This window comes from Mesorhizobium sp. P171375, assembly GCF_057786075.1.
The window spans coordinates 6,358,370-6,383,199 of the sequence record NZ_JBYNWF010000001.1; the positions used below are offsets into that span (position 1 = coordinate 6,358,370).

Sequence of the window (24,830 nt, forward strand, 5' to 3'; positions counted from 1 at the left end):
CATACTCTGACTCTGAAGCTGCGACCGGAGGCATGTCGTGTTGAGCACTTTTACCAGCTACCAGCTCATCGCCAGGGATATTCCCAAGGCGATCGACCGCATCGAGGCGGACCCGATCAATAAGCGCGACACCGACTACTATCTCGCCAACATCGGCAGCGTGAAATCGATCGACGATTTCGTCAAGAACACCCGTCTGTTCACCTATGCCATGAAGGCCTTTGGCCTTGGTGACATGGCCTACGCCAAGGCCTTCATGGTCAAAGCCCTGAAGGAAGGTGTCTCCGACTCCGACAGCTTCGCCAACAAACTGACCGACAAGCGCTACGCCGAGTTCGTCTCGGCCTTCAATTTCGCAGCGCTGGGCGAGAATGCCACGAGCTACAATCCGGCGCAGCAGGGTGTGACCAACAATTATAGCGTTCAGGTCTCGGCCGGCGTCGCTCAGAACGGCTTCAGTTACTACAAGGGCGAGACCTCGTACTATCTCTCCAACATCTCCAACGTTAAATCGATCGACGATTTGATGGGCAACGATCGCCTGCTTACCTATGCAATGGCTGCATTCGGCCTCGATGCCGACGCCGAGGCGCCTGCGACCGTCCGGGCGATGCTGGAAGGCGGCGTCACCGACCCGAACAGCCCCGCGAACACGTCGACCAACAAGGGCTACGCAGCTTTCGTCGCCGCCTTCGACTTCGCCCAGTATGGCGACCAGGCGACAGCACGCGACGCCGTCCAGCAGGCGGTTCCCAAAGCCGTCATGGCCGGAACCGGGCTGGTGCTGGTCAAGCCGACCGCGCAATACATCAAGGGCGAGGCCGACTACTACGCGGCCAACATCTCCAAGGTGAAATCGATCGAGGACCTCTTGAAGGACAAGCGCCTGCTGACCTTCGCCATGGCTGCGTATGGGCTGGACGCATCGACCCAGACGGCAAGGCAGATCCGTACGATGGTCAACGGAGGCGTCACCGATCCGTTCAGCCCCGCCAACCAGTTGACCGACAAGAGCTACGCCAACTTCGTCAGCGCCTTCGACTTCGCCCAATATGGCGACCAGACGACCATGCGCGACGCCGTGCTGAAGACCACGCCGAAGCTCTACACGACCGAGTCCAGTCTTGGCCTCATCAAGCCGAATGCGGACGCCGTCCAGGCCGAGACCAGCTACTACCTTGCCAACATCACCAAGGTGAAATCGATCGACGACCTGATGGCCGACAGCAGGCTCTACAACTATGCGCTATCGGCCAGCGGGCTCGATCCGGCAACCACCAACAAGGATCTTGTCCGCGATGTCCTGGAGGGCGGCGTACGCGACCCCGCCAGCATCGCCAACAAGCTGTCCAACAAGGCCTACGCCAGGCTCGCCACCTCCCTGAATTTCGAGGCTTACGGCGAAGCCGCAACGACCCGCAGCCCGTCGCAGCAGCCGGTCGTCGACAAATACATGCGCCAGACGCTGGAAGAGGATGCCGGCAAGACCAATGAGGGTGTGCGGCTGGCGCTCTATTTCGAACGCAAGGCGCCGACCATCACCAACTGGTACGACGTGCTGGCCGACACCGCGCTCGCCAGCGTCGTGCGCACCGCGATCGGCCTGCCCGACTCCTTCGCCACCGCCGATATCGACAAGCAGGCGCAGGCCTTCGAGGCAAAGCTCGACCTCACCGATTTCACCGACCCGGCCAAGCTCGACAAATTCCTGACCCGCTTCACCAGCCTGTGGGAAATCAATCATCCGACCTCGACGGCATCGACATCGGTCGGTGTGCTGTTTGCCCAACCGACCACCGTCGGCATCTCGACCGATCTGATGATGGCCATGCAGAAACTGAAATTCTGAGAGCACCATGCAGGACAGCCTTTACGTCGCCCTTTCCTCGCAGATCGCGCTCGAGCGCCGTCTCGACACCATCGCCGACAATGTCGCCAACGCCTCGACCATCGGCTTTCGCGCCACCGGCGTGAAGTTCGAGGATGTCGTCTCCGGCAGCGGCCCCAAATCGGTGTCGTTTGCCTCCTCCGGCAAAACCTATTTGTCCGGCGCGCATGGCGCGATGACGCAGACCGGCAATCCGTTCGACTTCGCCGTCCAGGGCGATGCCTGGTTCGGTATCGACACGCCGGCCGGCACCGTGATGACGCGCGACGGACGTTTTTCGATGAACGAGAACGGCGAGTTGATGTCGCTCGAGGGCCATCCGGTGCTCGATGCCGGCGGTGCGCCGATCCAGCTCGACCCGCGCGACGGGCCACCCAAGGCGGGCGCCGACGGTTCGCTGCGCCAGGGCGACAAGCTCGTCGGTGCCATTGGCCTGTTCAATTTCGACCCAGGCCCGAATTTCGTCCGCTACGGCAATTCGGGCATCGTTCCCTCACGCGCGCCGGAGCCGGTCACCGACCGCTCCGATCTCGGCGTCGCGCAAGGCTTTGTCGAGGAATCCAACGTCAATCCGGTGCTCGAGATGACGCGCCTGATCATGGTTCAGCGCGCCTTCGAGAACACGGCGGCGCTGATGCGCCAGACCGACGCCTCGACCGACGACGCCATCAAGACGCTCGGCTCCAAGTCGTAGCGCATGTCGAGCCCGCAATCATCGATACGTGCGCTTGAACGGCAGCCAGAAGCAGCACCGGAAAACCGGCTGGCTGCGCTGGAGCGGATCTGGCGCCGGTTCGACGATACCGAAATTCTGCTGCGGCGCGGCGGTCGCGTCGCCGAGGTTTCGCCGACGCACTACAAGGTGCGCGGCCTGTCCGAAGTCGCCAGGCTGGGCGACCTCGTCGAGCAGCGCGGCAACGCTGGCACGCGCCGCGGCGAGATCGTCAGGATCGGCCGCGACGAGGTCGTCATCGCGCCTTTCGAACGCAGCGCCGATGCCGGCATCGGCGACGCCGTGTTTCGCCGCGGTCCGCTGGTGGTAACGCCGCACGCCTCGTGGCGCGGCCGCGCCATCGACGCGCTGACCCGCGTCATCGACGGCGGTCCGCCGCTGATCAGGAACGGCGAAGCGGCAAGCGGCGACGGCACCACGCCCGGCGCCATGGCGCGGCAGCGCGTCGGCACCGCCTTCACGACCGGGGTCAAGGTCATCGACATCTTCACGCCGCTCTGCTTCGGCCAGCGCCTCGGCGTCTTTGCCGGATCCGGCGTCGGCAAGTCGACACTGCTTGCCATGCTGGCCGGCGCCGACGCTTTCGATACGGTGGTCGTGGCGCTGATCGGCGAACGCGGCCGCGAGGTGCGCGAATTCCTCGAAGACACGATCGGTGCGCAAAGCATGGCCAAGACGGTGGCCGTCGTCGCCACCAGCGATGAGAGCGCCATGATTCGGCGGCGCGCGCCCGACACCGCCATGCGCGTTGCCGAACATTTCCGCGACCAGGGCCACCGCGTGCTTCTGGTGCTGGATTCGATCACCCGCTTTGCCCATGCGCTGCGCGAAGTGGCAACCGGCACCGGCGAGCCGCCGGTCGCCCGCGGCTATCCTGCTTCCGTCTTCACCGACCTGCCGAAGCTGCTCGAGCGTGCCGGACCGGGCGCTGAAGGCCCAGGTGTCAAAGGCCAAGGGTCCATCACCGCCATCATATCGGTGCTGGTCGACGGCGACGACCACAACGACCCGGTCGCCGATTCGGTGCGCGGCATTCTCGACGGCCATGTCGTGCTCGACCGCGCCATTGCCGAACAGGGCCGCTATCCACCGGTCAATCCGCTGTCGTCGATCTCGCGCCTCGCCGACAAGGCATGGAGCCCCGAGCAGCGCATGCTGGTGACGAGGCTTAAGTCGATGATCTCGCGCTTCGAGGACACGCGCGACATCCGCCTGCTCGGCGCCTACCAGGGCGGCGCCGATGCCGAACTCGACATTGCGGTGCGCCAGGTGCCGCTGATCTACGAAGCGCTGACGCAGTCGCCGAAGGATCGCGCCTCGAGCGACGCGTTCTCCGACCTCGCCCGTCATCTGAAAGGCAAGCAAAGTGTCGATGCCGGAGACTGAGCGCCAATACACCGAGCGGCTTTTGCGCGAGATGCTGGCCGAGGCCACCGCCGCCGAGGAAGCCAGGGCTGACGAAGCAAGGGCTGCCAAGGCGAAAGCTGATCGCGCCAAGGCAGCCAAAACCGAGGCCGCATTGGCCAGGGCGGCCAAGCCACCCTTGCCAAGACTGGTCCAGCCCGCGTTGCGCAGCGTGCCCGAACCTGCCTTGCTCGGCTCGCCTGAGGCTGCCTTGCCGAGCGTAGCCGACCTAGCCTTGCCCGGCATGGGCGAGCCATCCACACCCGGCGCGTTCAGGCTTGCCTTGGTCGGTGCACCCAAAGCTGCCTTGCGCAGTGTGTCCAAGCTTGCATTGGGCAGCGCGAAACTTATATCGGGCAGCGCGTCCAAGGCGGCGTCGCGCAAGGCGGCCAGAGTAGCGGCGCGCAAAGCAGCCAAGTCTGCCTCGCGCAAAATGGCCAAGCCTGCTGCAACCGGCGAGACCAAGCCCGTATCGATCAGAACAGTCGAACCTGCATTGCGCGATGTCAGCAAGCCTGCCTTCCCCGAGGTGGCCAGACCTGCTCCGCCCGCTTTCGCCAAGCCCCCACTGCCCAAGGCTCCGCATACCGAACTCGACGAGGCGATCGCTGCCAGTCGTGACTCCCTGCTCGACGGGCTCTTTCCCGACGTCGACTGGCCGCAGCCGCCAAGGGCGCAGTTTCCCAAGGTGAAAAAGAACGATGACCGCCGCAGCGATATCGTCTTTGCCGCGCTTGGCATCACGCTCGGCCTGATCTGCGCGCTGTTCCCCTGGTATATCTTCTTCAATCAGGACCAGTTCGGCGTTCAGGCGATCAAGTTCGGCGGCAGCGGCACCAATGCCGGTCGCGTCAGCGGTGGCTCGCAGATGGAAAATTCCGGCCAGCCACTGACGGCGAACGATGTTCCCGATGTCGACCTGTTCGCAACCGGCACGCTGCAGGACCCCGAGGACAAGACCCAGGCTCCCGGCGTCGACGAGCAGCCCTTTCCGGCGGATCCCAAATTCCGCATGGTTCATGTCGCCAATGGCCGCGCCATGATCGAGGACGATGCCGGCCTGTGGATCGTTCAGCGCGGCTCGAAGCTGCCCGACTCCAGCGTGGTCTCATCGATCGAGCAGCACGGCGGCAAATGGGTCATGGTCACCAGCACCGACCAGGTGATCGAACTCTCCAAATAATCGCACGCTCCAGCTGCGGCACGGGCCGGCCCGCGCAAGGTCCGCGCAAGACTGGCGGCCTAGTCTGGTGCGTACCAGCCTGGAGATCCCCATGGAGCCCGTCAACCTTTTCGATCTTGCAGCCAAGCAGTCGCAATGGCTGTCCGTGCGTCAGTCCGCCATTGCCGGCAACATCGCCAACGTCAACACGCCGGGCTACACCGCCGGCGATGTCGAGCCGTTCGAGAAGGTGCTCGACCGCACCGCTGTGTCGCTGACCGCCACCCAGGCCGGCCATCTCGGCACCGCCGCCACCAATGCCGGCTTCACGGTCAAGCCCGAAGAGACCACCGGCGCCATCATGCCGTCGAAGAACACCGTGGTGGTCGAGAACGAGCTGATGAAGGCTGGCGAGGTCCGCCGCTCCTTCGAGCTCAACACGGCGATCGTCAAGGCCTTCCATTCGATGATGATGATGGCGGTTAAGACCTGACCATGGACGCGCTCACCGCAGCCCTCAAGATCGCCGCATCCGGCCTCGGCGCCCAGTCGGATCGTTTGCGCGTGGTCTCGGAAAACCTTGCCAACGCGCAGTCGACCGGCAACACTCCGGGCGCCGACCCTTATCGCCGCAAGACCATCAGCTTCGTCTCCGAGCTCGACCGTGCCTCGGGCGGCACGATGGTGGAGGTCAACTCCATCGACCGCGATCCCAGCGACTTTCCCGTCGAGTTCCAGCCCGGCAACGAGGCCGCCGACGACAAGGGCTACGTCAAGATGCCCAACGTCAACGTGCTGGTCGAGATGGCCGACATGAGCGAAGCCAACCGCTCCTACGAAGCCAACCTTCAGGTCATCAAGCAGGCGCGTGATCTGATCTCCATGACCATCGACCTGATGAGGAACCAGTAATGATCAGCGGCATTGGCGGTATCGGATCGCTTCCACTGAAGCCGGAGATCGGCGGCACTGACGCCGCGACCGACCTGTTTCAGGGCACCACGGCGCCCATGGCCGGCGGCGAGATCGGCGGTACCTTCGCCGAGGCGCTGAGCCAGGCCGCTTCAAAGACCGTCAACACCTTGCAGAATGCCGAGCAGGTCTCGATCCAGGCGCTCAAGGGCGACGCCGATACCCGCCAGGTCGTCGACGCCGTCATGAGCGCCCAGCAGGCCCTGCAGACCACGATCGCCATCCGCGACAAGGTCGTCTCCGCCTATCTCGAAATCAGCCGTATGGGCATCTGAGGAGACTTGCCGTGAAAGCACTCGCCATTGCAGCGACCGGCATGAACGCCCAGCAGACCAATCTGGAAGTCATCGCCAACAACATCGCCAACATCAACACCACCGGCTACAAGCGCGCGCGCGCCGAATTCTCCGACCTGCTCTACCAGGTCGATCGTACGCAAGGCGTGCCCAACCGGTCCAATTCCTCGCTGGTGCCGGAAGGCGTCTCGATCGGCCTCGGCGTCAAGACGACGGCGGTGCGCAACGTCCATACACAGGGCGAGCTTACCTCAACCGGCAACAGTTTCGATATGGCGCTGACCGGCCGCGGCTGGTTCCAGATCGAGGGCGCCGACGGCGGCACGCTCTACAGCCGCGCCGGCGCCTTCAACACCAACGCCACCGGCCAGCTGGTGACCGTCGACGGCGCCAATGTCATCCCGGCGATCACCGTGCCGGTCGATGCCATCGAGGTCGTCGTCAACAAGACCGGGCAGGTTTTTGCCCGCATCGACGGCCAGACCGATCTCCAGCTGCTTGGCCAGCTGCAGCTCGCCAACTTCGCCAACGAAGCGGGCCTCGCGCCGCTCGGCGACAACTTGTTCCAGGAAACGCCGGCTTCCGGCCCGGCCAATGTCGGTGTACCCGGCGATCCCGGCTTCGCCACGGTCGAGCAGGGCTATCTCGAGGCCTCCAACGTCGATCCGGTCAAGGAAATCACCGAGCTGATCTCGGCGCAGCGTGCCTATGAGATGAATTCCAAGGTCATCCAGGCCGCCGACGACATGGCCTCGGTCGTGTCCAAGAACATCAGGTAAGGTTTGATGGTCTCTCCGGCCTCCCGCTCCGCGCTTTGCCGCACCGCGCTGATCCTGGCGCTGGTGGCCGGCGGCGTGCCGGCTTTTGCCCAGGAGAGTGCAGACCAACAGGCAACGCAGGTCGCCAGCAACCAGGCGGCTGGCGAGGTCGTGTTGATCCCCAATCGGGTTATTTACCCCGGCGAGATGATCGATACAGGCGCGCTGAAACCGGTGACGCTGCTGCCCGGCAAGCACAGGCCGGATGCGGTCGCCACGCAGGCCGAGGAACTCAAGGGCAAGGTCGCCAAGCGCACGCTGCTGCCCGGCCGCTACATCCCAGTCGCCGCCATCCGCGATGCCTGGCTGGTCGAACAGGGCGCCGCCGTGCAGGTCTATTTCATCGCCGGCGATCTCACCATTTCGGCCACAGCAGTATCGCTGCAGCCGGGCGCCGCGGGCGATCTGATCAAGGTCCGCAACACCGACAGCGGCAAGATCTTTTCCGGCACGGTGATGGCTGACGGCACCATCCGGGTCAGCGCTTCATGAGGCGCGGACCTGCCCTTCTGCTCGCGGTCGTTCTCAGCCTGCAGCCGGCACTGGCCGACGGTCTGACGCCCAAGCAAAAGCGCGATCTTGCCGGCCAGAATGGCGGCGCCTTTGTCGATCCCGAATACGACCCGGCCACCACCAGCCGCATGTTCAGGGTCTCCAACGGCCCAAGCTCGCTGCCGCCCGGCCAGGTCGCCTCGCGCATCAAGGACATCGCGCAACTGCAGGCCTCGCGCGACAACCAGCTCGTCGGATACGGCCTCGTTATCGGCCTCGCCGGATCGGGCGACAGCCTGCGCAATTCGCCCTTCACCGAACAGTCGATCCGCGCCATGCTCGAAAATCTCGGCATCGCCACGGAAGGCGGCAGCGCGCGGGCCAAGAACGTCGCCGCCGTCATCGTCACTGCCAACATGCCGCCCTATGTGCAGTCCGGCGCCCGCATCGATATCGACGTCTCCTCCATGGGCGACGCCACCTCGCTGGCCGGCGGCACGCTGGTGATGACGCCACTGAAGGCGGCCGACGGCGAAATCTACGCTGTCGGGCAAGGCTCGGTGATCGTTTCCGGCTTCACCGCCCAGGGCGACGCAGAAAAGCTGACGCAGGGCGTGCCGACGGCCGGACGCGTGCCCAACGGCGCCATTGTCGAGCGCACCGTGCGCGCCGAGTTCGAGGACCAGTCGCTGCTCACCTTGCAGCTGCGCAATCCCGATTTCTCGACCGCCGTCCGCATCGCCGACGCCATCAACGGCTACACCTCGCAGCGCTTCGGCATGCGCGTTGCGGCGGAGCGCGATGCGCGCACCGTGCAGATCAGACGGCCGAAGAATGTTTCGGCGGCGCGCTTCTATGCCGAGATCGAAAACCTGGTGGTCGAATCCGACACGCCGGCGCGGGTCGTCATCGACGAGCGCACCGGCACCATCGTCATCGGCAACGAGGTCAAGATCTCGCGCGTGGCGATCAGCCACGGCACGCTTACCGTGCGCATCACCGAGCAGCCGAAAATCGTCCAGCCCGAACCTTTCTCCAAGGGCGTGACCGCTGAGGAACCCTTCACCACCATCGAAGCCACGCGGCCCGATGCGCGCGTCGCCGTGCTCGATGGACCCAACCTCGAAACGCTGGTGTCCGGCCTCAACCGTCTCGGCGTCAAGCCGGACGGCATCATTGCCATCCTGCAAGGCATCAAGTCGGCCGGCGCTTTGCAGGCCGATCTGGTTCTTCAATAGGCCATGAAGATGATCGATCGCCTTTCTCCAAAACACCGCCGCAACGCAGCCCTGGCAGCTTGTGCCTTCGCCACGCTCGTCTCAGTGATGCCGGTTCGCGCGGAAGAAGCGGTGCGGCAGGTTTTGCCCGGCGCACAGGCGCCCGCTGCACCTCAGCAGCTGGTCCGCGAGAAAGCCCCAGACGAAAGCGAAATCCAGCGCTTCTGCTCCAACATCGCCGACGCCGCCCGCGACCGCCGCTACTCACTGCAGGCCGAAGAGCTGAAGCAGCTGCAGGCCGGCATCGACCAGCGCATGAAGGCGCTGGACGAGAAGCGCGCCGAATACGAGCAATGGCTTAAGCGGCGCGAAGTGTTCCTGGCCCGCGCCGAGGACGGCGTCGTCAAGATTTATGCCGGCATGAAGCCGGACGCCGCGGCCGAGCGCCTGGCCATGGTCACCCCCGATCTCGCCGCCGCCATCCTGATGAAGCTCGATTCGCGCAAGGCCGGCGTCATTCTCAACGAAATGGACCAGAAGGCGGCGGCCACGCTCACCGGCATCATGGCCAGCGCGGCCCGAAGGGTAGATCCGTCATGAAGTTGCAGTTGCTCGTCCTGGTCGCCGCCGCAGCACTGTCTGGCTGCGCCGTCGACCCGAAGGAGATCGGCAGGGAGCCGGCGCTGTCGCCGGTCGGCACCGGTATCACCGGCAGCGTCAATGCGCCCTATTCATACCCGGAAGAGCCGCGGGCCCCGGTGAAGAAATTCTCGCTGTGGGACGATCGCCAGAGCCGATTGTTCACCGATCCGCGCGCGCTGCGCGATGGCGACATCCTGACCGTCAGGATCAAGCTCAATGACAAGGCCAACTTCAAGAACCAGAACGACAGGAGCCGCACCGCCGCGCGCAAGCTCGGCTATGACGTCAAACTCGGATGGGAAGATGCCAGCACCAGCGGCAAGGGCGACGCCGGCTTGAGTTCCAGCACCGAAACCAATGCCGACGGCGAGATCAAGCGTTCGGAAAACCTCGAGCTCAATGTCGCCGCAGTCGTCACCGAAGTGCTGCCCAACGGCAATCTGATGATCCGGGGCTCTCAGGAAGTGCGCGTCAACTACGAGCTCAGGGTGCTGACCATTGCCGGCATGGTGCGCCCCTCAGATATCGGCGCCGAAAACACAATCTCCTACGAACGCATCGCCGAGGCGCGCATCTCCTATGGCGGCCGCGGCCGCGTCAGCGAAGTCCAGCAGCCCGCTTACGGTCAGCAGATCCTCGACCAAGTCCTCCCCTTCTAGGTCCGGAGAACGGCGCCGTGGCAAATGTCGAACAGGTCCAGCCCAAAAAGGGCCCATCGCTTGTCATCCAGCTCGCGATGCTTTTGGCGGTGACGGGCGCTGCCATCGGTATGGGCTGGGTCTCCGGCGACTATCTGAAGGGCGTCGGCGGACCGGTACCGGTGCCGGCTGCACCCGAGAACCAGTCCAACGCCGAGCAGCCGAGCCCGGCCGCAGAACATGCGCCGGGCATCGGGCCGACGCTCGTGCAGCTGGCGCCGATCACCACCAATCTGGCCGCGCCTGCCGATATCTGGATAAGGCTGGAAGCGTCGGTGGTCTACGATGCGCCGCAACCGCCGGAGCTCACCGAGAGCATTCACCAGGACCTGCTGGCCATGGTCCGCACCCTGAAGATGCATCAGATCGAAGGCGCCAGCGGCTACCAGCATTTGAAAGCCGACCTCGAGGAGCGCGCCGCGATCCGCAGCGGTGGCCATGCCAAACAGGTTCTGATCAGGACATTGCTGCTCGAATGAGAAAACTCATCCTCGCCGCCGCGATCGTCGTCGGCGCCACTTCTGTCGCCGCTGCCCAGCAGCTGGATCTCGGCGGCATCGGCAAGGCCGACGGCGCCACCGTCGGCTACATCATTCAGATGTTCGGCCTGCTCACCGTGCTGTCGGTGGCGCCGGGCCTGTTGATCATGGTGACGAGCTTCACCCGCTTCGTCATCGCCTTCTCGATCCTGCGCGCCGGCATCGGCCTGCAGTCGACACCGGCCAATCTCATCCTGATCTCGCTGTCGCTGTTCATGACCTTCTATGTCATGGCGCCGACCTTCGACCAGGCCTGGAACACCGGCGTCAAGCCACTGATGGACAACCAGATCAGCCAGACCGAGGCGTTCGAGAAGATCTCGGACCCGTTCCGCACCTTCATGCTGCACAATGTCCGCGACAAGGATTTCGACCTGTTCGCCGATCTCGCCCGCGAACGCGGCCAGGTGGTTGCCAAGGAAACCGTCGACCTGCGCATTCTGGTGCCGGCCTTCATGATCTCCGAAATCCGCCGCGGTTTCGAGATCGGTTTCCTGATCGTGCTGCCGTTCCTCGTCATCGATCTGATCGTCGCCACCATCACCATGGCCATGGGCATGATGATGCTGCCGCCGACCGTCGTGTCGCTACCCTTCAAGATCCTGTTCTTCGTCCTCATCGACGGCTGGAACCTGCTGGTCGGCAGCCTGGTGCGATCCTTCACCTGACCGCCCGCGACGCTGCGGGGCGCGCCTGGCCAAAAATTTTATGCATTATATTTCCGGTTAACCGTCCCGTTTAGCCCTTTGGTAGGGACTTGCCCGCATATTGCTCGCAGATGGCGGGTGATCGGATCTCACGATCATTGGCATGATGCCGCTCCGTCATACCGGAAAAGCCGGTATGCAAAAAAACACCCTGTAAAAACCAAGGTACGAGTAGCCATGTCCAGTATCATGACGAACGCCGCGGCGCTGACCGCGCTGCAGAGCCTGAACAGCACCAACAAATCCCTCGAGCAGACGCAGGCCCGCATTTCGACCGGCTACCGCGTCGCCACCGCTTCCGACAACGCCGCCTACTGGTCGATCGCGACCTCGATGAAGTCCGACAACAAGGCGCTTTCGTCGGTTCAGGATTCGCTCGGCCTCGGCGCCGGCAAGGTTGACACCGCCTACACCGCCATCAACGACATCAAGGACCAGGTCGACCTGATCAAGTCCAAGCTCGTCACCGCTCGCGGCGCCTCGAAGGAAGACCAGCAGAAGATCGCGACCGAAATCAACGCCATCCAGGCGCAGATCAAGTCGTCGGTGACCAACGCCAACTTCGCCGGCTCGAACCTGCTGCAGACCGACGGCGCCGCCGCCTCCGACCTGAAGATCGTCGCTTCCTACAACCGTACCGGCGCGACCGTCACCATCGACACCATCGACGTCAAGGCTGCCGACACGCAGGTTCTCGATGTCGCCGGCACGGGCGGCATCGTCGGCGGCCTGCTTGCTGCGACCTTCTTCGATCCAAGCACCACGGCGGTTACCGCCGCTGCCATCGACACCGCGCTCGGCTCCGTTGAAACGGCGCTTGCCAAGTTGTCCACCGGCGCTGCCTCGCTCGGCGCCGCCAAGTCGCGCATCGACACCCAGAAGAGCTTCCTGTCGAACCTGTCGGACTCCATCGACAAGGGCGTCGGCGCTCTGGTCGACGCCGACATGAACAAGGAATCGACCCGTCTGCAGGCCCTCCAGGTCCAGCAGCAGCTCGGCATCCAGGCGCTGTCGATCGCCAACGGCAACTCGCAGTCGATCCTGTCGCTCTTCCGCGGCTGATCTCTCGACTTTACGACTGACAATATCCGATCGGGTCGCGCCAACAGCGCGGCCCGATTTCTTTTTGTGGCTGTTGATTTTCTCTTTAAATGGCGGCCGATTTTGCTTTTGGCCAGCGCCCGGATTGGCTTGTTTTAACAGGCCATTAACCATATCCCGGTAGTCATGGTTAACGATACCATGGCGGGCAGACCAGACGGTCGATGGGCTTATGCCTACCCCCTGATGAAGTTGATCCGGCGTGTGCGTGACACGCCAGTTTTTGAGAAGGGGTAAAGATCTTGGCAAGCATCATGACGAACGCTTCGGCGCTGACCGCGCTTCAGAGCTTGAACAACACCAACAAGCAGCTCGAAATGACCCAGTCGCGCATTTCGACGGGGTACCGCGTCGCCACCGCCAGCGACAACGCTGCCTACTGGTCGATCGCCACCACAATGAAGTCCGACAACAAGGCGCTTTCGGCTGTTCAGGACGCCCTCGGCCTCGGCGCCGGCAAGGTCGACACCGCCTACACCGCCATCACCGACATCAAGGACCAGGTCGATCTGATCAAGGCCAAGCTGGTTACCGCGCGCAGCGCCTCGAAGGACGACCAGCAGAAGATCGCGACCGAAATCAAGGCCATCCAGGACCAGATCAAGTCGTCGGTCACCAACGCTTCCTATGCCGGCTCGAACCTGCTGCAGAACGATGCTACCGCAGCCTCCGACCTGAAGATCGTCGCTTCCTACAACCGCACCGGCACGACCGTCGCCATCGACACCATCGACGTCAAGGCTGCCGATACGCAGGTTCTCGACATTGCCGGCACGGGCGGCATCGTCGGCGGCCTGCTGGCTACGACCTTCTTCGATCCGAGCACCACCCAGGTCCTCCCGGCTGCCATCGACACCGCACTCGGCGCCGTTGAAACGGCGCTGGCCAAACTGTCCACGGGTGCCGCCTATCTCGGCGCCGCCAAGTCGCGCATCGACACCCAGAAGAGCTTCCTGTCGAACCTGTCGGACTCCATCGACAAGGGCGTCGGCGCTCTGGTCGACGCCGACATGAACAAGGAATCGACGCGGCTGCAGGCCCTTCAGGTCCAGCAGCAGCTCGGCATCCAGTCGCTGTCGATCGCCAACGGCAACTCGCAGTCGATCCTGGCGCTGTTCAAGCAATAGGCCGTACCCGGCTTTCGCCGCCTTCGGATTGAAGGGCCGCGCCAACAGCGCGGCCCTTTCGCTTTGTGGCCGTGTTTTGAAGCATGTCGTTGGCCCGGAACCGCTACACACTTCTGGGCGACATGCTCTATCATCTTCGCACAAGCTTCGCGGTCTAGTGTTCCCACGGAATATCATGCTGGGAGCGCTTGAATCGTGCCGCAACAGATCCAGAGCATCATCTCGAATCTCAGGGCATTTGGCGTCAGGCGCCTCGTCATGCTGGCCGGCATTGCCGCGCTGGTGATGGCCGTCATCGGCATCGGCTCGGTCTATCTCAACCGCCCCGCCTATGAGACGCTCTATGTCGGGCTCGACCGCTCCGACGTGAACCAGATCGGCCTGGTGCTCGGCGAGGCCGGCATCGGCTTCGACGTCGGCTCCGACGGTACCTCCGTGCTGGTGCCGGCCGGCACCACCGCGCAGGCGCGCATGCTGCTTGCCGAAAAGGGGCTGCCGACCAGCGCCAATGCCGGCTACGAACTCTTCGACAATGTCGGGTCGCTCGGCCTGACCTCCTTCATGCAGCAGATCACCCGCGTGCGCGCGCTCGAGGGCGAGATCGCCCGCACCATACAGTCGATCGCCGGCATCAAGGCCGCCCGCGTCCACATCGTCATGTCCGAGCGCGCCAATTTCCGCCGCGACGAACAGCAGCCTTCGGCCTCGGTGGTCATCCGTTATTCCGGCATCGACGCCGAAAAGAGCGCCATGTCGATCCGCCATCTCGTCGCCGCCGCCGTGCCCGGCCTGTCGGCGGACAAGGTCACCGTGCTCGATTCCAACGGCAACCTTCTCGCCGCCGGCGACGACCCCTCCAACACCAGTGCCGCCCGCACGCTCGGCGTCGAGCAGACCGTCGAGGCACAGATCGGCGACAACATCCGCCGCGCACTGACGCCCTATCTCGGACCAGAAAATTTCCGCGCCAGCGTCAAGGCGGATGTCAACACCGACACCCGCCAGACCGAAGAGACGATCTTCGATCCGGAGTCGCGCGTCGAGCGTTCGGTGCAGTCGGTGCGCGCCAACGAAAACAGCAACCAGAGGCAGGCCTCGACCCCGGCCAGCGTCGAGCAGAACCTGCCCGAGACCCAGGCGACCAGCACCGACGGCCCGCAGACGACATCGGCGAACGATCGCAAGGAGGAGATCACCAACTACGAGATCAACTCCAAGAAGATCGCCACCGTCTCCAACGGTTATTCCGTCACCAAAATGTCGATCGCCGTCGTCGTCAACCAGCAGCGACTGATGACCATCCTCGGCAAGGACGCCACGCCCGAGCAGATCGCCAAGCGCGTCGCCGACATCCAGAAGATGGTGGCCTCGGCCACCGGCTTCGACGACAAGCGCGGCGACATCATCGATGTCTCGGCGGTCGAGTTCATCGACGGGCTGGACGGCGAGCCGATCGAACAGCCGGGCATAATGGCATCGATCGGAACCCATGCCGGCACGATGATCAATGCCGGCGCCTTCATCGTCGTGGTGTTCCTGGTCGCCTTCTTCGGCCTGAGGCCGATGGCCACCGCGCTGACCACGCGGCCGACGCCCGCACTTGCCGGTCCGAGCTTCGACGATGTCCAGCGTTCGCTGCCGACACCTGAAACCACCGCCACTGCCGAACCTCCGCCGGCGGCATTGCCGAGCGGCCGCCCAGGCCCGACCCCGCTCGACGATCTTCGTCAGAAGATCAGGCCGGCGCCACAGGAACGGCTTGCCCGCATGGTCGATCTCAACGAGGAGCGCACAGCGCAGATCCTGCGCAAATGGGCCGCTCAGGAAGCAACGGTGTAGACCATGGCTTCGGCAGCGCTTTTCGACCTTTTGCCGGATTTCGGCGCACGCAGCCCGCGCGCCGGCCAGCCGCCGCTCGCGACCAAGGCCGAGCCAAAGCCGGAGACGCCGGCGCCGCAGGCCGACATTGGCGCGCTGATCGCCGAAGCGGTCATCGATGCCGAAGCGGCCCTTGAGGCGCGCCTTGCCGTGGCTCATCAGGCCGCGCTCGAAGCGGAGCGTCAGGCAAGCGCCGACGAAGCGAGGGTTTTCCTGGAAGGCTTCGGCGGTGACCTTGGCGCCGCCGTCACTGCCCGTATCGACGCCATGGAGGCAAAGGTCAGCGAACTTGTCGGCGCCACCGTTGCCCGCATCATTGGCGGCATCGTCAGCGACGATCTGCAGAAGCGCTCGCTGGAAGCCCTTGCGGGCACGATCCGCGAAGCCGTCGGCGACAGCGAAGCGGTGCGCATCGCCGTGCGCGGACCGCTGTCGCTATTCGAGACGCTGAAGGCTTCGCTTGGCCCACGCGCAGCCAACCTCGACTTCGTCGAGGCGCCCGGCTTCGACCTCACCGTTGCCATTGACGAGGCGGTGTTCGAGACCCGTATCGCCGAATGGTCTGCTGCCTTGTCCGAGGCCTTCTCATGAACGGGGACTTGTCATGAGCGTTGCCGACGCCACTGAGCCCAGGCACGAAATCATCATCGTGCGGCGCAATCACGACGACCATGACGACGCCCATCATGGCGGCGTCTGGAAGATCGCCTTTGCCGATTTCATGACCGCCATGATGTGCTTCTTCCTCGTCATGTGGCTGATCAATGCCGCCAACGAGCAGACCAAGGCCGCCGTCGCCAGCTATTTCAACCCGGTCAAGCTGGTCGACCGCAACGCCAGCCGCAAGGGCCTCGAAGACCTCGGCGATGGCCCGAGCAAGGTCGGGCTGACGGCTGACGATCCGAAGGACAAGACCAGCAAGGCCGGACAGGACGGCATCGGCGGCGCCGGCACCTCGAATAAGAAGCAGCCAAAGGAATCGGCGCCAAAGACCGATCTTTCCGACGAGCATCTGTTTGCCGATCCCTATGCGGTGCTGTCGGAAATCGCCACCGATACCGGCGTCATGCAGAATGTCAGCGAGAAGGGCGATGGCGGCGCGCAGGCGTCCGGCCCGGCCACCGGCGCATCGGGCGGCCAATCCTACCGCGACCCGTTCGCACCGGATTTCTGGTCGCAGCAGGTGGCGGCACCCGGTGCCGAAGCCACCGCCGAACGCAGCAAGATCGACGGCGATCCGCTCAAGCCCGGCGACAAGGCCGCACAGACGCAAGTGGCTGAAGTGAAGGCCGTGCCGCCGGCGCCGCCAGTGACCGCGGCCCCGCTCGAGCCGCTGGCAAAGCCTGCACCCGACAAGCCGCTGACCAAGGCAGAAGCAAAGGCGGAAGCCAAAGCAGAGGCCAAGGCTGAAGCCGAAAAGGCGGAGGAGGCAAAGGCCGAAGCCGCCGCACAAACCGCACCCAAGCCCGAAGCCGCGGAAAAGGCGCCGAGTGCCGCCGCCGTCAAGGCCGCGGCACAGGTCAAGCAGGAACTGGCCGAGGCCTTCAAGCCAGGCGACAAATTGCACGACGGCGTCTCCGTTGAGGCCACCGACAAAGGCGTCGTCATCTCGATCACCGACCAATTCGATTTCGGCATGTTCGAGATCGGATCGGCGGTGCCGAGGCGTGAACTGGTGCTGGCGATGGAAAAGATCGGCCGCATCGTCAACGAACAGAAAGGCACGATCAGCATCAACGGCCACACCGATGCGCGGCCGTTCCGCAGCGACACTTACGACAACTGGCGGCTGTCCACGGCGCGCGCCCATTCCGCCTATTACATGCTGGTGCGCGGCGGCGTCGACGAGCGCCGCATCACCGAGGTCGCCGGTTTCGCCGACCGTGAGCCGAAAATTGCGGCCGACCCGATGGCTGCCGCCAACCGCCGCATCGAGATCCTGATGGCGACCGACGGATGAGGCGCTCAGCCATCATCGGCCGCGCCATCGGCCTGCTGCTGCTGAGCGCTGTCCATTCGCCCGCAGCTTTTGCCGAGGACGGCTTGCAGCCCTATCAGCTGGTGCGCTCGCTGCAGCTGGTGCAGGACCGCATCGCCGCCGGCGACCACGCCGCGCTGCCGATGCAGGCCAAGCTGCTCGAAATGACCGACACAAGGCTTCGCGCGGCGGAAGCGCAGGACTTCAGCGACCCGAAGAATTTTCGCGCCTTGCTGGTCTATGGCATGAGCGGCGGCAACCCCGTCACCGTCGAGGTGGCGATGTCGCGCGCCAAGACCGACCCACAAAGCCTGGCCATCGCCAAGGGCATTATCGATTATCTGAACGGCCGCCCGGCGGCCGCGATCGAGGCGCTGAAGCCGATCGATCCGATGATGCTGCCCGCCGATCTCGGCGCCTTCCTGGCGCTGGTCAAAGGCTCACTGCTCGCCACCGAGCAACCGGCCGCAGCACTTGCGCTGCTCGACGATGCCCGCCTGCTCAGCCCCGGCACGCTGGTCGGGGAAGCAGCGCTGCGCCGCTCGGTCGGTATCGCCGCCGCGCAAGGCGATGGCGCGCGCTTCGCGCTCGCCTCGACGCAGTATGTCGAGGACTATCTCTATTCGCCCTATGCCAGCCAGTTTGCCGATGCCTTCGTGTCCGGCGTCATCACGCTCCATATGGCGATCAGCCAGGACAAGCTCGCCGACATCACCGCAATGATGGATCCCGAGCGCGAGAAAGTGATCTACCTGCGCATTGCCCGCCGTGCCGCGATCGACGGCCTCGCCGACCTCTCCGCCTTTGCCTCGGCCAGGGCCGAACAGGGCCGCGACGGCATCCACAATCAGGACGACCCGCGCGCCCAGCTCTATTCCAGCCTGTCCACGGTGACGTCGGGCACCATCGACGAGGTCCGCGCCAAGCTCGACAAGATCGATCGCAGCCAGCTTTCGCAAAGCGACCGCGACCTGCTCGCCGCCGCGCAGGCCGTGGCCGGCGAAGTGATCGCGCCGCCGGCGCCGCTGCCCGTCGACAAGCCCGCGCCTGCCGCGGCCAAACAGGAGCCGGTCAAGACCGCGGCCGCGACCAACCCCGATGAGCCCGAACTACCGCCGGTCGAAGGCGCAATGCCGGAGCAGCCAGCAGCTGGCGCATCGGGCGGACCGGCCGCAACCGACCAGCCGAAGGCGCCAGGCGAGCCAGCCGCGCAGGCACAGAGCACGCCTCAGACAAAGGCGCCGCAAGCGCCTTCTGTCGCCACCACCAGCGATGCAGCGCCTGTCGTGCCGGCATCGGCGCCTGCAGCCGGCGCCGAGCCCGCCGATCCCACCGACGCCGCCATGGCCAAGACGCGTCGCCAGCTCGATTTGATCGACCAGATGCTTGGAGCAGCCCCGAAATGACCACCAATGTTGGCCAGGCCCTGCCGGGATTTGCGCCCGTGCACGCCGGATCGAAGCAGTCGGCGCCGAACGTCAAGGGCGACGACAAGAGCTTCGGTGAGCTCGTGCGCGGCGACGACAATGCGCCGACGCAGAAAGGCCAGGGAGCAACCGAGGCCGCGCCGCACGAGCCACGCTGGACCCGGCGCAGCGCGGCCGATCCCGTCAAGGGCGAGACTGCGCACGCAGAGACGGGCAAGCCTGCCTCCAAACCGGTTGTCGGGAAAGCCACAAAGGACCATGTCGACAGCGGTCCGGACAAGACATCCGCTGACGCTGAGGCGGATGGACAAGAGGCAGGCTCGGCACCGCTGCAGGACCATCTGCCATTGCTGATAGCGTTGCATGATATCAGCCGTTTCTCGGCGGCCAGAGCGAGCGGAAACGGGCCTGCTACGAATCAACAGACTGAGCAACCGGTGCTCGACGGCGAGACCGTTTCTGCGCAGACGCCGCCTCTGTCGTTGAAGAAATTCCGCGCGGCATCCGGCCCCGACAACAGCCTCGACACACCGCCGCGGCCCGAACGGGCCAAGGGCGGCGCTGACGTTTCCGCACAGGACCAGCGGCAAAAGCTGGCCATGATCGAACCCCAGTCAGGCAAGCTGCCAAACCAAGATGGCGCGACACCTCTTCTGCCGGCGGACCAGACGGCAAACGAGAGTTCCGCGCCCGCCGCAAAACGGTCTGCGCCGTCGACGAAGGCCGTCGATGGAGCCCATTCCGCCGCTACGTCCACATCCGAAAAACAGGCGCCGTCCGCCGGGCGCGTCGACATTGTCGCCGAGCAGAGTTTCCCGCCGCCGGCGCAAAGCCCGATGAACCAGACGACGTCGGCTCTGATCGACGCTCTCGCTTCGGACAACGGCCTGCGGCAAGCGGTTTCGACGCCGTCGACGACCGCCCAGACGGCCGGTTCTGTTGCTGTTCCGACACATATATTGAAGATCGAGCTTCACCCGGCCGAACTCGGCATGGTCACCGCCAGTCTCAGGCTCGCCGGGGAACAGCTTTCGATAGAATTGAAGCCCGAAACCCACGAGGCTTACCGCCGCCTCACCACCGATAGCGACGCTATAGTGAAGTCGTTGCGCGGGCTCGGCTTCGATGTCGACAAGGTCACCATTCTGCAACCCTCGATAGCAGTCCACGCTCCGGCGCGCAGTGATGCAGCAAGCTCTCAGGCGATGCCGCAAGGCCGCGATCAGTCAGCCTTTCAGCCCGGGAACTCGAGCGGCAACAATGCGGGTTCGGGCGGCCAGCAGTCGGGAAGAAACCGCAATGACGATGCACAGGAATTCGGTCGCCCTGCAGCGCCTGTTCGCGAGCGTGCTGGCGACGATATGTTTATCTAGCCTCGGCACTGGATCGGCCAACGCCGCCACCAACCCTTGCGAGCCCGAGATCCTGCGCGCCGCCGATCGCTATGGCGTGCCGGCCGGCATCCTCTATGCCGTCGGGCTTACCGAGACCGGCAAGAAGGGCAGTCTTCAGCCTAATGCCTTGAATATAGAAGGAAAAGCTGTTTTTCCAAGGAGCCGCGCCGAGGCCTTGGTGGCCTTCGAAGCGGCTCGGCGCGAGGGCAAGACGCTCATCGACCTCGGCTGCATGCAGATCAACCATCACTATCACGCATCGCATTTTCGCAGCGTCGACGACATGCTCGACCCGCGCCAGAATGTCGACTACGCGGCGCGCTTCCTGGCCAGCCTGCATGCCCGTCATGTCAGTTGGTCGATGGCCGTCGCCCGCTACCACGCCGGCCCTGACAATGATCCCGCGCAGAAATACTATGTCTGCCGCGTCATAGCCAACATGGTCGCCACCGGCTTCGGCAAATGGACGCCGAACGCTCGCGCCTTCTGCAACCCATAGATGCATCCGCCTTTCGCAGATGTGCGCAAGCCGCGACCCCTGCCGGTGCCCCGGCACGTCCCGGCATCGGCGGCCAACGATACAAATTCGTGACTGCTGTTATTTCGAAACCCGAAATAACTCCCAAGAAAATAGCTACAAGAAATGATGGTTGTTCAGGATTCCCGCCACCGGTTACGCCTCTTCCCACGGGGCAGATGATCTGATTCGGAGGCGGGGCCGATGATTGTAATCGTTGACGAGCGTGAGCTCGTAACTGAGGGGTATAACTCCCTTTTCGATCGCGAGGGGGTCGCCTGTGCGGGCTTCGCACCTGGCGAATTCGGCGAGTGGGTGACATCGGCTGCCGACACCGATTTGAAGTCGGTCCGCGCCTTCCTCATCGGCGACTGCCGCGAAGGCGCCATCTCGCCACGCCAGATCCGCGACCGCACCGGCGCTCCGGTCATCGCGCTCAGCGAACAGCACTCGCTTGAAAATACGCTGCGGCTGTTCGAGAGCGGCGTCGACGACGTCATCCGCAAGCCGGTTCATATCAGAGAGATCCTGGCCCGCATCACCGCCATCCGCCGCCGCGCCCATGAGGACGTCAGCTACACCGAGATTGGCGCCATGCGCATCTTCATGGACGGCCGCGATCCCGAGATCGATGGCCAGCCGCTGCCACTGCCGCGCCGCGAACGCCGCATCCTCGAATATCTGGCGAGCAACCGCGGACGCCGTGTCACCAAGACCCAGGTCTTCAACGCCATCTACGGCATCTTCGACGAAGAGGTCGAGGAGAACGTGGTCGAGAGCCACATCAGCAAATTGCGCAAGAAGCTGCGCGAGAAGCTCGGCCAGGACCCGATCGATTCCAAGCGCTTCCTCGGCTACCGGCTGGTGTTCTGATGGCGGTCTGCGCCAGCTTCACGCAAGACAGAAATTATACCCTCGCGACCACAGACATGGGCATTGAGGAGACGTTTCGATGAGCCTTTACGGAATGATGCGGACCGGCGTTTCCGGGATGAACGCACAGGCCAATCGCCTGTCGACGACAGCCGACAACATCGCCAATTCCGACACCACCGGCTACAAGCGATCCTCGGCCGAGTTTTCGACGCTGATCATGCCGCAGGTCGGTGGCGCCTATAATTCTGGCGGCGTCAACACCACCATCCGCTCGGCCATCAGCGCCCAAGGCGTGCTTCAGTACACAACCTCGGTCTCCGACCTGGCGGTCAACGGCAACGGTTTCTTCGTCGTCCAGGACCCAAGCGGAACGCCTTTCCTCACCCGCGCCGGCGCTTTCGTTCCCGACGCCCAGGGCAGGCTGGTCAACGCCGCCGGCTACCAGTTGATGGCCTACAGCTACGCCAACGGCACACCTGCCGCCACCGCCAACGGTTTCGAAGGCCTGGTTCCTGTCGAGATTTCCGATCAGGAAATGACGGCGACGCCTAGCACCTCGGGCAACTTCAACGCCAATCTGCCCGCGGGCGCCACCCCGCCCGCCGGTCCGCTGCCGTCCACCAACAGCGCGACGGCAGAGTACACGTCGAAATCTTCGATCGTCACCTACGACAATCTCGGCAACAAAAAGCTGCTCGACGTCTATTTCACCAACACCGGCACCGGCACCTGGTCGGTTTCGGTGTTCGACCAATCCAAGGCTACGCCCGGCACATCCTTCCCCTATACGGGCGGCGCGCTGGCTTCGGCCAATCTGACCTTCGACACCACCACCGGCAAGCTCACCGGCGCCGTCGACTCAATTACGATACCCGTACCGGGCGGTGCGTCGCTCGATCTCGATCTGTCCAAGCTGACCCAGCTCGGCACCGGCTTCACCGTCTCCGAAGCGAAGGTCAACGGCAACGCTCCCAGCACGATCGAAAAGATTCAGATCGGCGAGGACGGCGTCATCTACGCCCAGTATCAGGACGGTTCGACCAAGCCGCTGTTCAAGATCCCGTTGGCCGACGTCCAGAGCGCCGACAACCTCACCGCACTGCCTGGCAATGTCTATGCGCAATCCACCGACTCCGGCACCGTGCGCATCGGCTTTGCCAATGAAGGCAAGCTCGGCAGCATCATCTCCGGCGCGCTCGAAAACTCCAACGTCGATATCGCCGAGGAACTGACCAACATGATCGCGGCGCAGCGCAGCTACACCGCAAACTCGAAAGTATTCCAGACCGGTTCCGACCTCATGGACGTCCTTGTCAACCTGAAGAGATAAACGACGGGCGCTAGTGGGATGAACCCAAACCGGAGCGGCGCGGTGCGCGGATTTCGAATTCAAGGCCACACCGGCAAACCGGCTGGTGTGGTTTGGGATTGGAGGTTTCCGAATGCTGACGCCGCCGACAGGGCAGAAACGTCATCCCCCTCTCACTGGCCTCGTGAAAGACCCGCATGTCGCTGACTTCCGCATTGACCATAGCCCAGCAGTCGCTTCAGACCACATCGAAGCAGACCAGCGTCCTTTCCCGTAATATTGCCGACGCTAGCAATCCCGACTACGCCCGCCGCACGGCGGTCGTTATCAGCGCCGCGCCCGGCGCCCGCTCCGTGGAGATCCAGCGCGCCGCCAACGCCCTGCTGTTTCGCCAGAACCTCAGCGCGCAATCGGCCTGGAGCGGCCAGAGCACGCTTTATAGCGGCATTGACCGCCTCGCCGTTGCCGTCAACGGCGTCGACAACGCCTCCTCTGCCTCGACCGCGATCGGCAATCTGCAGAACGCGCTGCAGCTTTACGCCTCCACGCCATCCAACCAGAACCTCGGTTCCAGCGTCATCGACGCGGCCCAGCAGGTAGTGCGCGCGCTGAACGACGGCACCGACGCGATCCAGGATTTCCGCACCCAGGCCGATGGCGAGATATCGACGGCCGTCGACGATCTCAAATCGCTGCTCAGCCAATTCCAGGACGCCAACAAGGCGGTCATCTCCGCAACCCGTTCGGGCACGGACGCGTCCGACGCGCTCGACCAGCGCGACGCCCTTTTGAAGAAGATCGCCGACTATGTACCGGTGTCGACCTTCACGCGCGGCGACAACGACATGGTCATCACCACCAAGGACGGCACGACGCTGTTCGAGACCATTCCGCGCTCGGTCAGCTTCACGCCGTCGGCGGGCTACACCGCCGGCACGCCCGGCAACACCATCTATATCGACAATGTGCCGGTCCGCGCCGGCACCGGCGGCAACGCCAGCGCCGACGGCAAGCTGGCCGGGTTGATCACCTTGCGTGACGGCGTCGCCGCGACCATGCAGAGCCAGCTCGACGAGGTCGCGCGCGGCCTCATCACCGCCTTTGCCGAGACAGCACCTTCGCAGCCCGACCGAACCGGCCTGTTCACCTGGTCTGGCGCGCCCGCCATTCCAGCCGCCGGCACGCTGATCGACGGCCTTGCCGGCTCGATCAAAGTCAACGCCGCAATGGATCCGAGCGTCGGCGGCAATCCGGTTCTGTTGCGCGACGGCGGCGCCAATGGCGCCGCCTATATCGCCAACACCGACGGCAATGCCTCCTATTCGCAGCTTTTGATCGGCTATGGCGACAAGCTCGACAAGCCGATGCCTTTCGACCCTTCGGCCGGCATCACCGTCACCTCCAGCGTGTCCGACTACGCCGCCAATGCCATTGGCTGGTTCGAAGGCCAGCGCCAGCAGGCCTCGACCAACGCCGATGCCAAGGAAGCGCTGGCATCGCGCACCGCCGAGGCGCTGTCCAACGACACCGGCGTCAATGTCGACCAGGAGATGTCGCTGCTGCTCGACCTCGAACACACCTATCAGGCCTCGGCGCGCATGATGAAAACCGTCGACGACATGCTGTCGTCTCTGCTCGATGCCGTGGGATAAGCC

The 24,830-nt window shown here is 64.2% G+C and carries 25 protein-coding genes; all 25 read left to right on the forward strand.

What is annotated here, in order from left to right:
- Positions 1 to 37: 37 nt before the first annotated feature.
- Positions 38 to 1,849 carry a DUF1217 domain-containing protein gene (locus ACYHH6_RS30995; RefSeq protein ID WP_352586325.1) on the forward strand — a complete coding sequence of 604 codons (1,812 nt, stop codon included), beginning with the start codon at positions 38 to 40 and terminating at the stop codon, positions 1,847 to 1,849.
- A gap of 7 nt (positions 1,850 to 1,856) precedes the next feature.
- Positions 1,857 to 2,582, forward strand: a complete 726-nt coding sequence (gene flgF, locus ACYHH6_RS31000; RefSeq protein ID WP_112559340.1) for a flagellar basal-body rod protein FlgF — start codon at positions 1,857 to 1,859, stop codon at positions 2,580 to 2,582.
- 3 nt (positions 2,583 to 2,585) lie between these two features.
- Positions 2,586 to 4,007, forward strand: a complete 1,422-nt coding sequence (fliI, locus tag ACYHH6_RS31005) for a flagellar protein export ATPase FliI (RefSeq protein WP_488500505.1) — start codon at positions 2,586 to 2,588, stop codon at positions 4,005 to 4,007.
- Complete coding sequence (locus ACYHH6_RS31010) at positions 3,994 to 5,208, forward strand: hypothetical protein (RefSeq protein WP_352586323.1); 1,215 nt, start codon at positions 3,994 to 3,996, stop codon at positions 5,206 to 5,208. The genes fliI and ACYHH6_RS31010 overlap by 14 nt, the downstream gene beginning before the upstream one ends.
- Before the next feature lie 91 nt (positions 5,209 to 5,299).
- The gene (gene flgB / locus ACYHH6_RS31015) at positions 5,300 to 5,680 is read left to right on the forward strand and encodes a flagellar basal body rod protein FlgB (RefSeq protein ID WP_112559338.1); all 381 of its coding nucleotides are present in this window, start codon (positions 5,300 to 5,302) and stop codon (positions 5,678 to 5,680) included.
- A gap of 2 nt (positions 5,681 to 5,682) precedes the next feature.
- Entirely contained in the window at positions 5,683 to 6,099 is a 417-nt protein-coding gene (gene flgC, locus ACYHH6_RS31020) for a flagellar basal body rod protein FlgC (RefSeq protein WP_142865957.1), read from the forward strand.
- Entirely contained in the window at positions 6,099 to 6,434 is a 336-nt protein-coding gene (gene fliE, locus ACYHH6_RS31025; protein ID WP_203278535.1) for a flagellar hook-basal body complex protein FliE, read from the forward strand. Before flgC ends, fliE begins: the two co-directional genes overlap by 1 nt.
- An 11-nt stretch (positions 6,435 to 6,445) precedes the next feature.
- Positions 6,446 to 7,234 (forward strand): flagellar basal-body rod protein FlgG, encoded by a 789-nt coding sequence (gene flgG / locus ACYHH6_RS31030; RefSeq protein WP_112559336.1) that lies wholly within the window; start codon positions 6,446 to 6,448, stop codon positions 7,232 to 7,234.
- Between the two features lie 6 nt (positions 7,235 to 7,240).
- On the forward strand, positions 7,241 to 7,765 hold the full coding sequence (gene flgA, locus ACYHH6_RS31035; RefSeq protein ID WP_352586322.1) for a flagellar basal body P-ring formation chaperone FlgA: 525 nt from the start codon (positions 7,241 to 7,243) through the stop codon (positions 7,763 to 7,765).
- Entirely contained in the window at positions 7,762 to 9,003 is a 1,242-nt protein-coding gene (locus tag ACYHH6_RS31040) for a flagellar basal body P-ring protein FlgI (RefSeq protein WP_352586321.1), read from the forward strand. Before flgA ends, ACYHH6_RS31040 begins: the two co-directional genes overlap by 4 nt.
- A gap of 3 nt (positions 9,004 to 9,006) precedes the next feature.
- Entirely contained in the window at positions 9,007 to 9,582 is a 576-nt protein-coding gene (locus ACYHH6_RS31045) for a MotE family protein (RefSeq protein WP_352586320.1), read from the forward strand.
- The gene (flgH, locus tag ACYHH6_RS31050) at positions 9,579 to 10,283 is read left to right on the forward strand and encodes a flagellar basal body L-ring protein FlgH (protein WP_112559332.1); all 705 of its coding nucleotides are present in this window, start codon (positions 9,579 to 9,581) and stop codon (positions 10,281 to 10,283) included. Before ACYHH6_RS31045 ends, flgH begins: the two co-directional genes overlap by 4 nt.
- Before the next feature lie 17 nt (positions 10,284 to 10,300).
- Positions 10,301 to 10,801 carry a flagellar basal body-associated FliL family protein gene (locus tag ACYHH6_RS31055; protein ID WP_352586319.1) on the forward strand — a complete coding sequence of 167 codons (501 nt, stop codon included), beginning with the start codon at positions 10,301 to 10,303 and terminating at the stop codon, positions 10,799 to 10,801.
- Entirely contained in the window at positions 10,798 to 11,529 is a 732-nt protein-coding gene (gene fliP / locus ACYHH6_RS31060; RefSeq protein ID WP_352556202.1) for a flagellar type III secretion system pore protein FliP, read from the forward strand. The genes ACYHH6_RS31055 and fliP overlap by 4 nt, the downstream gene beginning before the upstream one ends.
- A gap of 216 nt (positions 11,530 to 11,745) precedes the next feature.
- A complete protein-coding gene (locus tag ACYHH6_RS31065) occupies positions 11,746 to 12,630 on the forward strand; it encodes a flagellin N-terminal helical domain-containing protein (RefSeq protein WP_352586318.1) in 885 nt (294 codons plus the stop codon).
- 281 nt (positions 12,631 to 12,911) lie between these two features.
- Complete coding sequence (locus ACYHH6_RS31070) at positions 12,912 to 13,796, forward strand: flagellin N-terminal helical domain-containing protein (protein ID WP_352586317.1); 885 nt, start codon at positions 12,912 to 12,914, stop codon at positions 13,794 to 13,796.
- Positions 13,797 to 13,991: 195 nt separating this feature from the next.
- Complete coding sequence (fliF, locus tag ACYHH6_RS31075; RefSeq protein WP_352586316.1) at positions 13,992 to 15,635, forward strand: flagellar basal-body MS-ring/collar protein FliF; 1,644 nt, start codon at positions 13,992 to 13,994, stop codon at positions 15,633 to 15,635.
- Positions 15,636 to 15,638: 3 nt separating this feature from the next.
- Positions 15,639 to 16,265, forward strand: a complete 627-nt coding sequence (locus ACYHH6_RS31080) for a hypothetical protein (RefSeq protein ID WP_352586315.1) — start codon at positions 15,639 to 15,641, stop codon at positions 16,263 to 16,265.
- Between the two features lie 13 nt (positions 16,266 to 16,278).
- Entirely contained in the window at positions 16,279 to 17,634 is a 1,356-nt protein-coding gene (locus ACYHH6_RS31085; protein ID WP_352586314.1) for a MotB family protein, read from the forward strand.
- Positions 17,631 to 19,058, forward strand: coding sequence for a chemotaxis protein MotC (locus ACYHH6_RS31090; RefSeq protein WP_352586313.1), 1,428 nt, complete (start codon positions 17,631 to 17,633; stop codon positions 19,056 to 19,058). Before ACYHH6_RS31085 ends, ACYHH6_RS31090 begins: the two co-directional genes overlap by 4 nt.
- Positions 19,055 to 20,452: a flagellar hook-length control protein FliK gene (gene fliK / locus ACYHH6_RS31095; RefSeq protein ID WP_352586312.1), complete on the forward strand. Its 1,398-nt coding sequence runs from the start codon at positions 19,055 to 19,057 to the stop codon at positions 20,450 to 20,452. Before ACYHH6_RS31090 ends, fliK begins: the two co-directional genes overlap by 4 nt.
- A complete protein-coding gene (locus ACYHH6_RS31100; protein ID WP_435053324.1) occupies positions 20,385 to 20,972 on the forward strand; it encodes a transglycosylase SLT domain-containing protein in 588 nt (195 codons plus the stop codon). The genes fliK and ACYHH6_RS31100 overlap by 68 nt, the downstream gene beginning before the upstream one ends.
- Before the next feature lie 222 nt (positions 20,973 to 21,194).
- Complete coding sequence (locus ACYHH6_RS31105; protein WP_112559323.1) at positions 21,195 to 21,863, forward strand: response regulator transcription factor; 669 nt, start codon at positions 21,195 to 21,197, stop codon at positions 21,861 to 21,863.
- Positions 21,864 to 21,942: 79 nt separating this feature from the next.
- Positions 21,943 to 23,196, forward strand: coding sequence for a flagellar hook protein FlgE (locus tag ACYHH6_RS31110; protein ID WP_352586310.1), 1,254 nt, complete (start codon positions 21,943 to 21,945; stop codon positions 23,194 to 23,196).
- A 176-nt stretch (positions 23,197 to 23,372) separates the two neighbouring features.
- On the forward strand, positions 23,373 to 24,827 hold the full coding sequence (gene flgK / locus ACYHH6_RS31115) for a flagellar hook-associated protein FlgK (RefSeq protein WP_352586309.1): 1,455 nt from the start codon (positions 23,373 to 23,375) through the stop codon (positions 24,825 to 24,827).
- Positions 24,828 to 24,830 lie beyond the last annotated feature (3 nt).